General features: G+C 37.5%; 13 protein-coding genes. 1 reads left to right on the forward strand and 12 read right to left on the reverse strand.

The features are described 5' to 3' along the window. Positions 1 to 3: 3 nt before the first annotated feature. From KDW03_RS06895 to KDW03_RS06950, 12 genes are all read right to left on the reverse strand, one after another. On the reverse strand, positions 4 to 2,376 hold the full coding sequence (locus KDW03_RS06895; protein WP_271434357.1) for a sulfurtransferase TusA family protein: 2,373 nt from the start codon (positions 2,374 to 2,376) through the stop codon (positions 4 to 6). 14 nt (positions 2,377 to 2,390) lie between these two features. Further along, positions 2,391 to 3,608: a Mov34/MPN/PAD-1 family protein gene (locus KDW03_RS06900; RefSeq protein WP_271434358.1), complete on the reverse strand. Its 1,218-nt coding sequence runs from the start codon at positions 3,606 to 3,608 to the stop codon at positions 2,391 to 2,393. 39 nt (positions 3,609 to 3,647) lie between these two features. After that, positions 3,648 to 4,184: a cation transporter gene (locus KDW03_RS06905; RefSeq protein ID WP_408648302.1), complete on the reverse strand. Its 537-nt coding sequence runs from the start codon at positions 4,182 to 4,184 to the stop codon at positions 3,648 to 3,650. A 98-nt stretch (positions 4,185 to 4,282) separates the two neighbouring features. After that, the gene (locus KDW03_RS06910; protein WP_271434360.1) at positions 4,283 to 4,504 is read right to left on the reverse strand and encodes a sulfurtransferase TusA family protein; all 222 of its coding nucleotides are present in this window, start codon (positions 4,502 to 4,504) and stop codon (positions 4,283 to 4,285) included. Positions 4,505 to 4,518: 14 nt separating this feature from the next. Next, entirely contained in the window at positions 4,519 to 5,001 is a 483-nt protein-coding gene (locus tag KDW03_RS06915) for a DsrE/DsrF/DrsH-like family protein (RefSeq protein WP_271434361.1), read from the reverse strand. 3 nt (positions 5,002 to 5,004) lie between these two features. Beyond that, on the reverse strand, positions 5,005 to 5,817 hold the full coding sequence (locus KDW03_RS06920) for a HesA/MoeB/ThiF family protein (RefSeq protein ID WP_408648363.1): 813 nt from the start codon (positions 5,815 to 5,817) through the stop codon (positions 5,005 to 5,007). 2 nt (positions 5,818 to 5,819) lie between these two features. Further along, on the reverse strand, positions 5,820 to 7,049 hold the full coding sequence (locus KDW03_RS06925; RefSeq protein WP_271434363.1) for a PLP-dependent transferase: 1,230 nt from the start codon (positions 7,047 to 7,049) through the stop codon (positions 5,820 to 5,822). Continuing rightward, the gene (thiS, locus tag KDW03_RS06930) at positions 7,050 to 7,259 is read right to left on the reverse strand and encodes a sulfur carrier protein ThiS (protein ID WP_271434364.1); all 210 of its coding nucleotides are present in this window, start codon (positions 7,257 to 7,259) and stop codon (positions 7,050 to 7,052) included. Positions 7,260 to 7,374: 115 nt separating this feature from the next. After that, positions 7,375 to 10,056, reverse strand: coding sequence for a nitrite reductase large subunit NirB (nirB, locus tag KDW03_RS06935; RefSeq protein ID WP_271434365.1), 2,682 nt, complete (start codon positions 10,054 to 10,056; stop codon positions 7,375 to 7,377). Positions 10,057 to 10,066: 10 nt separating this feature from the next. Beyond that, a complete protein-coding gene (locus KDW03_RS06940; RefSeq protein ID WP_271434366.1) occupies positions 10,067 to 10,822 on the reverse strand; it encodes a formate/nitrite transporter family protein in 756 nt (251 codons plus the stop codon). A gap of 13 nt (positions 10,823 to 10,835) precedes the next feature. Continuing rightward, positions 10,836 to 11,063, reverse strand: a complete 228-nt coding sequence (locus KDW03_RS06945; protein ID WP_271434367.1) for a hypothetical protein — start codon at positions 11,061 to 11,063, stop codon at positions 10,836 to 10,838. A 215-nt stretch (positions 11,064 to 11,278) separates the two neighbouring features. After that, complete coding sequence (locus KDW03_RS06950) at positions 11,279 to 11,479, reverse strand: hypothetical protein (protein WP_271434368.1); 201 nt, start codon at positions 11,477 to 11,479, stop codon at positions 11,279 to 11,281. Positions 11,480 to 11,638: 159 nt separating this feature from the next. Here KDW03_RS06950 and KDW03_RS06955 point away from each other — a divergent pair, with 159 nt between their 5' ends. Further along, complete coding sequence (locus KDW03_RS06955) at positions 11,639 to 12,520, forward strand: hypothetical protein (RefSeq protein WP_271434369.1); 882 nt, start codon at positions 11,639 to 11,641, stop codon at positions 12,518 to 12,520.

Here is a 12,520-nt window from a genome sequence, read left to right on the forward strand (position 1 = left end):
GAGTTATTTTTTTCGGATAAGGACAGAATAGTACTGCCCTTCTCGTTTTTCTACAGAAACAATTTCATGACCTTCTTCTTTTACAGAACCAGGGACGTTTTGAATAGGCTCTCCTTCGTCAAGATATATTTCCAAAATTTCTCCTGCTTTCATAAGGGAGAGTTCAAGTTTGGTTTTCACAAAGTTCATGGGGCAGGCAACTCCTCGGAGATCTTTTATTCGTTTTCTTTCTTTCTTTTCCTCTTTTGTTTCTGTTAGTATTTTCTCTTGCATTTGGGAGGAAGATATTTTGTTCTTGGATTCAATATGAAACTGGAAATTACTATCCATGGCATCATAAAGCTTTTTTACTTTTTCGGATAACTCAATGATTTCATTTTTTAACTGGATTACCTCGCTTTTATCTTCCGTTAAAATGATGTTAAGAAAATTTTTAAATTTTTCGTCAATGTAGCCGCTTTCTATGAAGTGGGTAATAAAGGCTTTTACTATATCTTTGAAATTTTCAGCCTCTACTCCTCGGGTAATCAAAAGCATTCTGCTTGAATAGTAGGCCAATTCTTTTATGAAAAGGACAAGCTCTTCTTTATTTTCTGTTGTCTCAACTTTTTCTCTAAATTCTCTTATTTTTTCCAGATCTTTTTCTATGAAGTCAAAGAATCCGGCAGAGCATTCTCCGGTAGATCGTTCTACCAGGCTGAAGAGAGTATCACTTCCCCAATCGAAGTAGTAGTTTTTATCTTCTCTGAAGGAGGGGACAGTGTAGCGGTGAAGGAGATTTTTTATAGTTTCTTTATTGTTCTCAAAAAAGTGTGTAAAATTTTCGTGGTTGTCAAGATTTCTTGAATATATTTCCAATAAGGAAGCCAGAAAATGGGGAAGATCTCTTGCACTTATTTCTCCTACTTTTTGGGCAAAATAAAGTCCTTCGGGAGTATTTCTATGGCCTGCGAGCACATAATAGGCAGGGTAAAGCTTGTCATCCTTTCTTGCTGCAAAACCATAAAAACCTATATCGCCAAGCCAATGTTGTCCGCATGCATTTGGACATCCTGAGATTCTGATAATGGGAAATTGAGTGTCCTTAATCTTCTCTTTAAAATTTTCTAATCTTGAAAGGACTTCTTTTGCTAGTTCTCTAGATAAGCAGAGCCCAAGTTTACATGTATCTGCTCCAGCACATACTGTGGTGTGGGTGGTAAAATAAGGTATCGTGGAAAAATTCTCTTTATAGAAGAGGTAAAATTGAGGGAGGGCATCTTGAGGTATATTTCTTACTAAAATATCCTGCATGGTGGTAAGTCTGATTACATTTTCCCCATAGTTTGACAGAAAATTCGCTGTTTTCTCGAAAAGATCCGAATCAATGTCTCCTAACAGAAGCGGATATTTGATGGCATAAAGATCCTTCTGTTTTTGAGGGAAAACAAACCTCTCTTTCCATTTTTCAAAGTCCTTTTTTTCTTGTGGTTGCAATGATTTTGATTGTATAGGGATATTTTCTGCTTTGTTTTCAATCTCCACTGGCTTTATGATGAAATTGTCGTCTTTTTTTACTTCTTCATAATAAGAATCAAAAAGAGTTTTAAATTTTTCGCCACCAATTTCCTCCCATAAAAATCTTAAACGCGCCTTGTGTCTGTTTTTTCTATTTCCATGATGGAAAAAGAGTCTTTTGATAGCTTCTGCCACATAGCCAACTTCTTCAGCCAAGATAAAATCGAGAAATTTTTTTGCAGGAGCCGATTTTGCACCCATTCCACCAGCGGTATATACCTCAAATCCCTTAGCGCCTTCTTTTTGTTTTGCGATGAAACCAACATCGGCAATTTTTGCATAGCCGTTGTCTGCTTCATATGAAGAAAAATTTATCTTAAATTTTCTCGGAAGGTTCCAACTGTTATCATGTCGGATCATTATCTCGGTTAAGCTTATAGCATACGGAGTCACATCAAAAACTTCTTTTTCATTTATGCCAGAATCAGCGGGAGCCACAATGTTTCTCACCGTGTTGCCACCACCCCCTCTTGTAGAAAGCCCTGCAGCATAAAGTTCTCTGAGAATTTCTGGAACTTTTGAAATATCTTCTATGGAGTGGATCTGGATTTCTTGTCGCGTGGTAATATGAACTCTTCCACTTCCATATTTTTTAGCTACTTTTGCGATTATTTTCATCTGGGATGGTGTGATCAAACCTGCAGGACAACGAACACGTATCATGTAGGTGTCACTTATTCTTTGTTCGTATATCCCGAAGGCAACTCTTTTAGCGCGGAACTTCACGGGATCAATTTCTTCTCTTGTCTTTTTTTGTATAAAAGTTTCAAGCTCCTCAATCTCAGTAACAAGCTTTTCTGGAATGCGATAACCAACCATACCGTTCTCCTCCTTTAGATAAGTTTATACTTTTCCTCTTTTGGAGTTTCCTCTTCTAGCCGGAAAATCTTAAAAATGGGTTTTCTCGTGGAAAGAGAGACGATCGCGTACAATAAACTTTTATCATACGCAAGTTTTCTATCTTCTTCTGACATTCTTGCTGGTGTAGAAGGGTGACTATGATATACCCCTATGATTTTTAAACCCATATTTCTTACCTTTTTGTGAACATCAAATTGTTCTTTTGGATCAAAAGAAAAATGTTCAGAACTTTTATCGATATTTGTCATTTCAAAAACTTCTGTTATAGTATTTTCTTTTCCGGCCATATAGCCGCAAGCCTCCAGTGGGAGATCTCTTCTTGCATGTTGTATGATTTTATTATAAACGTCTTTACTCAAAAATAAGATATTTTCCTTGTTCTTGCTCTTGAAAAACCAGTAACCAAATAGGGAGAATACTATAGTATAGTGGAGGATAAACTGTAACCATTCTGGTTTTGAGTACCAGCCGAGGAGGATATTGAGAGGTAGGCCAAATAGTCCCTGCTTATGGTCAAGAATTGTACTGGAAAGGTCAAAAACCTTTATCAAAAGGGGATGGTGTTTATCAATGAGATGAAGAGTTTTTAAAGAGGCAAGCATTTCGTGAACTCCATAGCCTGCCAGATAACCTGCTTGAATGATGAGGTAAACGAGTGTTATGGCCAATATTGTTTCAATTTTTACTTTCATGATTGAGAAATAGACGGCAACAGAGAGAAAGAGCGCCAGAAGGATCCCGATAAAGATAGATAACCAGTGATACTGACCGGCAAAAGAAAATAACACAATTTCCACTCCCTCTCTTGCCACAAGGAAAAAGGAGACAAGGAAAATTCCTCCAGGTGAAAGGTGTAAGGAAGCCTTATTCTCCACATACTTTTTTATCTCGCTTCCATGGTTAATCATCCACCGGATGAATGAGATGATCAGACTTACGGCAACGAGGCTCGCGAGGCTTTCCCAGAACTTTCCGAATTCATCAATTCTCTTAACTTGCAGATTTATAATAAATAGGAAGAACCCGAGAAACAGTGAGAAAAGAATACTGGAAACAAACCCATAGATTACTTCGCGAGTTAAGTGTTTATTGTTGGTTTTTTCCAAAAATCTAAAAATTAAAATCAGTATCAAAAAGGCTTCCAAGCCTTCTCGGAAAGAAACTATAATTCCTGAAAATAAATTTTGCATGGTATTCCTCCTTTGCATTTGCTCTCTTTTCCAATATCTTTAACAACTACAAGCATCTTTTTCCCTCACAATGTGATACCCTTCTCTGAATAAGAAGAGGGAGACCAATAACGCTAAAAACGGATCCAGTTGCCATATCCCCCACAGATAATTAGTCCCTAATCCAATCAAGATAATTGCTGACAGGAATATACAGGCGAGGGTTTCTTTTGAGTCTCCTATTAAACTTTTGCTTTGAAGCAACTTCCCTGTTTTATATTTCTGGTAATATAAAATTGGCATGATAAGAAGGGAAAGAATAAGTATGGTAAGACCTCCTGCTGTTGGCTGGGGGATTTCTTTAAAAACTAATTTTTTTATCACATCAACCAGAACATAAGCTCCAAAGATAAAGAATGTCCAGCCAACAAGGGTTATAGCCTGTTTTTCTTTTTTTTCATTTTCTTCAGCACTCATGTTGTGTGACCCATAGAATCTCCATAATATGACAAATCCCGATAATGATTCAGCAAAGCTATCAAGCCCAAAACTTACTAAAGCCACACTTTTTGCAATATTTCCAAAAAGAATCGACAAAACACCTTCAAGAAGATTGTAGATTACCGTAAACAGAGCAAGCCCAAAAGCCTTTCTCTTTAACTTTTGAAGAGAATCAATTGACACTGGTATCCTCCTTATTTTTCGATGGTGACTTTAAAGATACCCTGTCCCATATCTTCGATGGAAATAACCCTGTACCCCTGCTCTTCACACGAGCGAGGGACGTTGTCCAAAGGTTCGCCTTGAGTAAGGAGAACCTCAAGTCTATCACCCTTCTCTAGTTTTGAAAGGGCAAGTTTTGTTTTTACAAATGTCATGGGACAATGTTCCTTTGTTATATCGAGTACAGTGTTCATGTTTTCCTCCCATTTTAGCTTATAAATAAAATTTCTCCACCCTTTGCAATTTCCAGAAACTTAGCCACACCAAGTACTTCTTTTATCTGTGGTATAAAATCAGCCAACTTTATTCCGAGTATTATCATCGACATTTCGCAGGCATAAAAATTTACCCCAAGTTCTATAGAAGCATTTATTAATTCTTCAAGGGTGGCAACGTTTCTATTCTTCATCAAGTAGGTCATCAGTTTTGGGGAAACCCCTCCAAAGTTGAGCCTGCTTAAGGGTAAATTTTTTCTTCCCCCCATTAGAAAATTAAACATTTTTGCAAGAATTCCTTTACCAATTGGACTTCTCACTTTTTTTTTCTTTATTATATTAAAACCCCAAAATGTAAAAAATAGGTTCACTTCATACCCTACAGCGGCGGCTCCACTGGCTATCGTAAATATCGCGATAGCTTTATCGAAATCCCCACTAAAGCAAACTATAGAAATCTTCTTTTGATTTTCCATATCTTACTCCTTTTTGGCGATATCACAAACCACATCTGCTTCATCAAAAAGTTCGGTGATGGTGGGCTTTTCCCCACAGAGGCGACATTTTTTTTGTTTCGAGAGTTTAATCTTTCGAAAGAGAAATGTCTTAGCATCAAAGGTAAGAAGTGTATTGGTAAGCAGCTCACCGAAACCTATGATGAATTTGAGAGCCTCTGTAGCTTGAATGGTTCCCAGGATACCTGCAACACTTCCAAGAATTCCTGCTTGAGAGCAGGTAGGGACAGCATTTGGAGGGGGAGGGGCATCAAAAATACAGCGGTAACATGCGGATTCTCCCGGAAGAATGGTCATCGTTTGCCCAAGAAATCTCAGTATTCCTCCGTGAGAAAGGGGTTTTTTTTCGAAGTAACAGGCATCATTAATCAGAAATTTTGACCTGAAGTTGTCTGTCCCATCAATAACAAAATCGTACTTTCTTATTATTTCTCGAATGTTTTCAGAGGTCAAGAGGACATTGTAGGTTTCTACTTCTACAGTAGGATTTAAAGCGAGAATTTTTTCTTTTGCTGATAACGTTTTAGGTTTTCCTATATCGGGAGTAAAATGAATGATCTGCCTTTGAAGGTTTGTAAGATCAACTTTATCAAAATCCACGATGCCAAGTCTCCCCACTCCTGCCGCGGCAAGGTAAAGAAGAATAGGTGAACCTAAACCTCCGGCTCCGATGACAAGGATGCTCGCTTCTCGTATTTTTTGTTGTCCTTCTATCCCTACTTCTTGCAAAAGGATATTTCTACTGTATCGTTCGAGAAAACTCTCGTCAAAATTTATATTCATATAACCTCCAATGCCTGGATTATGTCTTCATAGATATCTTCTACATCTTCGATTCCTACGGCTATACGCACCATCTCTTCACTTACCCCGAGTTCTTTTCTTTTTTGGGGAGGGTATTCACAGAAAATAGTAGAGGCTGGATGGATGATAAGGGTTTTATTATCATGAAGGTTGGTGGCTTTTCGTATAAGTTTGAGATTGTCTATAAACGTGAAACATGCTTCTTTACTTGGGAGCTCGAGTGTGAAAAGAGAACCATACCATCCTTTGAGATATTTTTTCGCATTTTTAAAGTAGCGACTATCCTCCAACCCAGGGTAGTTTACATTTTTGATTTTTGGGTGACCAATGAGTCTTTGGGCTAAAATCAATGCGTTCGAGCAGCTTTTTTCAACCCTCAGAGGAAGTGTCTCCATTCCCAAAAGCTGGAGGTAAGCGTTGTGAGGAGAAAGGCAAACCCCTGTGTTACGATGAACTTCACGTTTCAACCTTACCAGGAGAGCATTTTTGCCGTATTTTTGGGCTTCATCCGAGAGAAACCTATTGTAAGAGTAGTCGTAATTTCCGTAGTCGAGAATAGCCCCTCCGATGGTAGTAGCGCCGCCTGAAATATACTTGGTAGTAGAAATAACCTCAATGTTGATACCCCATTCTCTGGAAGAAAAGAGGTAAAAGGTGGCCAGGGTATTATCCAGAAGGGTAAGAAGACGATATCGTGAAGCAATATTAACGATACTCTCGATATCAAAAATAGCGAGTTGAGGGTTGGTAATGGTTTCGAGATAGATTGCCACCGTATTTTCATCAATTGCTTTTTCGATTTGCTCTGGGTTATGAAAGTCAATATATTTTACGCTAAGTCCAAATCTTTTAAGGGTTTTTTCAAAAAGAGAGTAGGTGTTTCCAAAAAGATAGGGTGAAGAAAGAATGTTTGCTTCTTTACCACTTATGGAAAGAAGGACAGCAGTAATGGCCGCCATTCCTGAAGAGGTGGACACTACTCCATACGCGTCGGATACTGTGGCAAGTCTTCTCTCAAATTCGGATACCGTAGGATTGGAAATCCGGGAATACGAATGAGCAAGTGTTCTACCGAGAAAGGCATTTTCTATATCTTTGGCAGAGTTGAATTCAAAGGCCACACTGTCATAAATAGGAAATTTCAAGCTTCCATGAGGATCAGGGTTAGGAAAATCCCCGTGAATAATCTTTGTAGAAATTCTCATTTACTTTCCTCCACCAATGAAATATAAAAATTCCACTTCGTCTCCTTCTTTCAAAGAAGTAGTGGAATAGTTGACTTTGTCAACGAATTGTCCATTGAGTTGCACACTTACTACGTCAGGATTTTTTACTTTTTCAATTTCAAGTAATTCAGTAATGTTGAGGCTTTTGTTAGCGTATTCTTTTTTTTCTCCATTGATCACAAGATGCATAGTATACCTCCTTAATATTCTATAATTTCTATAGATTTTATAGGAATTATATATGTTTATTATAAGCGAACTTTTTTCTTTTGTCAAGGGAGCTTGGGGATTTTTAAAAAATTTTTCAAAGCTTTACCCAAACATACTCATCAACTTTCACCTCATAAACCTTTAACTTACCAATACCTTCATTTGAACATTCTCCCGTTTTCATATCAAAAGAGTAAAGATGGATGGGGCAGGTTATTTTCCCATTTCCTATTATTGCCTCTTCTATGGGTCCTTTTTCATGGGGACATATTGCTGAGGTTACAAAAATGTCTCCACTTCTATCTTTAAAGACAACAATTTTTTCATCATTGATGGTAAAGGTGAGTCTATCAGGAGTTTTTAGTTTTCTTGTTTCGATTAATTGAACGTAATTACTTCCTTCTTTTCTTTCCCTGATTTCTGGAATTTCTTCTGGTTGCGTTTCTTGCCATGGATCTTTATAATTAGCAAGTGTCTCTTTGATACTTTTTTGTAATTCTTTTCTTATCGAAACGTTTTCGATTACATCCTCTTTTATTTTTTCAAGGCCGATTCTTTCCACAAAGTAGCTCGTTCTTTCAAGGTAATTTGCATTTTTTCTATAATATTCAATGAATGCATCACAAAAATCAAAAACCTCTTCTTCCGTCTTAACAGTTGTAATTTTCTTACCTACAAATACTTTTGCTCCCCCATTACCTCCGACGTAAATATCCCAGCCACCTTCTATAGCAACTATGCCAATATCTTTTATGGTTGCTTCAGCACAGTTTCTCGGGCAGCCACTTACTCCCATTTTGAGTTTTGCTGGATTCATTAAACCAGAGTATCTTTCGGCAATCTTTTTACCGAGTGAAATCGAATCGTTAAGCCCATATCTACAGAAATCACTTCCTACACAAGTTTTACATGCTCTAAAAGTCTTTGTAAATGCATGACCACAAGGCATATTCAGTTCATCCCAGACTTTTTTTAAATCTTTTTTCTTAATTGTGTATAATCCAATTCTATCCGATCCTGTAATTTTTATAATAGCATTATACTTTTCTGCCACTTGAGCAATCCTTTTTAATTCTTCTGGCTTTATGACTCCTCCAAAGACAGCGGGAATTACACTGTATGTTCCCTCTTTTTGTATATTTCCATAATATCTATCATTTGGATGTCTTGCATCATTCTCTATTTCATAGTCACCCTTCCAGATATAGTTTAACAAGAAATCAAGTCCCATCTGGGTCTTCGCATCATTTTTGGAACCTTCGATAGAATTTAAAACTTTACTTACCGATTTCAAATTGTTTTTTACAATATACTCTGTAAGCTCTTCTCTTGTCATAGGAATTCCCGGCACAAAGTATTTTTCAGCTGGATCTTCTCTTAACTCTCCAACTACGGAAACAAGAAGAGCTTTAATCTTATTCTTACAATTTCCACAACCCGTTCCAGCACGTGTAGCATTCATTACTTTATAAAGAGTATCATTTCCATTCCTTATAGCTTCTCTAATTTTACCCGCAGATACACCATTACAATCACATATTTGGAGACTTTCTGGCCAACTTTCAGCCTCCATTATCATCTCTGAAGCCCTACTACCTGGGAATAGTATATCTGCTCTATTTGTCGGAAGTGGCATTTTTGTACTATAATATATAGAAATAGCATCAATATTTAAATCATCACCTACAAAGTTAGCACCGATAAGTTTATTCTCCCGTATAATCAGTTTCTTAAAGATTAAATTATGCTCATCAACATAATAAACAACTTCATCGCCATTTTCTTCAGAAAATTTTCCCATACTTATAACCGGAATATCAGATTTTAACCTGGTTGGTGGCAATGGCGAAGGATGATATTTTAAATTATCATCTCGAGTAGCAAGATAACTTGCTAAAAGTCTTGCATGTTCATAAACCTGAGAAACAAGGCCAAAAGTCTTCCCTGCAAACTCTATACATTCTCCTATCGCAAAGATGTCTGGATCATTGGTTCTTAAATGTTCATCTACTAAAATACCCTTGTTATAGTTGAGGTTGCATTTTTTCGCAAGATCAAGATTGGGTTTTATTCCGCAGCTAAAGAGTACAAGATCAACTTTAAACCTCTGTCCGTCCTTAAAAATTGCCTCTTCAATTCCGGCAGTAGACCCTAAAAATTCCACTACATAATTGGAAGTTACAAACTTGATTCCTTTTTGTTCTAATTTTTTCTGTAAAAATATGCCAGCTTGTTCATAGAGTTGCATTTCCATTATGGTTGGAGTAAGATGCGAGATGATAACATTTTTTCCAAGCTGTCTTATAACAAGAGCTAGCTCTAAACCAAGAAGCCCCCCTCCTACAACCATAACGAAAGATTTTCCTTTAAGCATCTCTTTTAATTTATATACATCATCAAGTGTTCGCATCGCAAAAATCCCGGGCAAATCAAGTCCTTTCACAGGTGGAATAAAGGGGTATGAGCCTGTGGCCAGGACAAGTATATCGTATGGAATATTTTCCCCATACGATGTGGTGACAACTTTTTTCTTTCTATCAATATCAACTACCTCAGTATTGAGTAAAAGATTGATGTTTCTTTCCTCATACCATTCGAGAGAATTTAAGAAAAAATTATCGGGGACTTCATCTTTTAAAAGATAAATAAGTTTTGTTCTATCGTAGGTTGGTTCTTTTTCTTTGCTTATCACAGTAATTTTGAATTTTTTAATATCCAATTCCTCACAAAGCTTTGCAGAAGCCATACCTCCGCCAATAATTACAACCCTTTCCATAAACTTCCTCCTAGTTTTTTCTCAGTGAGATTAAATAATAAGAAAAAGCCAAAATAACGCCAGCGATAGTATTACCAATGGTTACCCAGAGGAGATTGTAGAAAAATCCTCCCCAGCTCAAACTCTTTTGAAAAACACCCATGCCCAACAGACTCATGTTTGCGATTGAATGTTCAAAACCAGAACCTATAAATCCAAAGAGGCACCAAAAGATCAAAAAGATTTTTGCACTATCTTCTTTTGTTCTCCCACTCATCCATATTGCAAGACAAACAAGTAAATTACACAAAAAACCCCTTATTAAAAGGGGTAGAATTGGCAAACTCCCTTTGGCAAGAGAAACCTTTTCAAGGAGTAGATCAAAGCTATTGAGAGAACCTGAAACATAAACAAGATAGGCAATAAAGAGACTCCCTATGAGATTGCCAATATAAGAAACTATCCACACAAGGATAAGGTCTAAAAATTTTACATTTCTATTCACAACCCCAAAAGTCATAATCATTGTATTGCCAGTATAAAGTTCAGAACCTGCAAATATTACGAGGGTGAGGGCAATTCCAAAAGAAATACCCATTATAAATTTTAAAAAAGGACTATTCTCCAAAAAAAGTTGTCCGCCGATTGAAAGAATGAGAACTATACCAAATCCTACATATAAACCGGCAAGCATAGAGGAGATAAGATACCCTAAAAAATTTTTCTTTAATAGCTCTACCTTCTTTTTTGAAAGATCTGAAAAGAAATTTACATTTTCAAAGTACATAAACGCTCCCCCTTTATTTTTTTGGCTTTCTTGTCCAAAACAGAGAGTGGAAACTGTAGGAAGAATGAAAGTTGACCTTTTTCGGCAAGGTACTCGAAAAGTTTATGTTGTCCGCAAATTGTTCATTGAGTTGGATGCTCCCAACTTTAGTATTTCTTATTTTTTCGATTTCTAAAAACTTAGGAATACTAAAATTCTCAAAAGAGTACTCTTTTTTTTCTCTATTGGCTTTAAGATCCATTCTCCCTCCTATCTTTTTATATTCTATAATTCCTATAGAATTTATAGAAATACTATGATTTTATTATAGAAGAATTTTTTTCTTTTGTCAAGAAACATAAACAGATTTTCCCAAAAAAATTTTTCTGCACTGCACAATAAAAACAGAAAATATCCCTCTTATTTGAAAACCGAAAGTACAAGGGGAGAAATTTTTTATTTTTGTGAGACTTTTCTTTATTTGGAGTGTTCATAATGCTTGTTTGAGTAGAAGCTTTTTTGCTTTTTTGGAAGGCTGAAAAGTTTTCTCTGGCACGTAGTAATTTTTTGGCTTAGAGGGCTCCTTTCAGACCTCGTTAACCCAATTCCTGTTGGCGAGCCTGTCGAGCCACGGTTGGCGAGCTTGTCGAGCCACGGTTGGCGAGCTTGTCGAGCCATGAACTGGATTATTTTATACACAGATTTGGAGTACTTTTTTATTTTGCAATAGCGTTCCCTTTTCGAGTACTTTTATTATGAAGCAATTCGTTTGCTTGTTTTTTTTTTGGTTTTTCTCTATAATAGGTTGAGAGAAAAACATGGTAGAGGGGGATATCTATGAAACTCTTCATACTTTGGTTAGTACCGCTTTGGATTTTTGCTGCTGAAGTGAAAAATCAGATTCAATGGCTCAATGCTGTGTATTTTCCCGGATTTGAAACGAAAGTGGTTATTTCCCACGAGCAAAAGGTTCCTTTCCTTCAAGGAGAGGGGGTTTTAACAAAAGATAACTCTTTTACCTGGAAGTTGTTTGGAGAGCTCTCTCCCGTTTCGGTGAATGGTGGGATGGAAATGCGTATCTCGCCTTTGGCTGTCCTTGTGTTTACGGCTGGAGGAAAGATTGGTACAGGGTGGAAGCTTTTAGACTTTGTGGGGCTTGCGCTTAATCCTGTGACCAATACCAATCATACCCAGACTCCGACTTCGTTTGGTGGAGCTGTCATAGAAGGGTGGGTGAGTGGCGCGTTTCAGTTTGATACGGGTGCTGTGATCCCGGGAGACTGGAGTCATGTGCTTCTCTATACAGGACATACGTTAAACTATCGGATGCTTACGAGTGCCGATGATGATACTCCCTGGCTCTACGAGGCTGATAGTGGAAGAAATTACAACGGTTGGAGGTATCTCTCGACGACGGTGATTGCCTATCAGATGCCTCTGTGGCTGAAGAATATTGGGGTTTTGGTCTCGACAACCTCTCGGATCACCAAGCGGGATGTTTCTCCGATGGCTGATAAGGGATGGGCTTCTGATTTTACTGAGTGGGTCTTTGGACCACTGGGGTATATTGAATGGGGAAATCATGGGATAACCCTTCTCTTTCAGTGGCATAGTGATCCTCAGTTCGAGAGTAAAGAGGGCCACTTTACCCAGTGGAAGTACGAACAAACACTTATCAAGCCGTATCGGGTGGCGCTGAGTTATAGCTACTCTTTTTAG

This window comes from Thermospira aquatica (assembly GCF_023525255.1).
Lineage (GTDB): Bacteria > Spirochaetota > Brevinematia > Brevinematales > Thermospiraceae > Thermospira > Thermospira aquatica.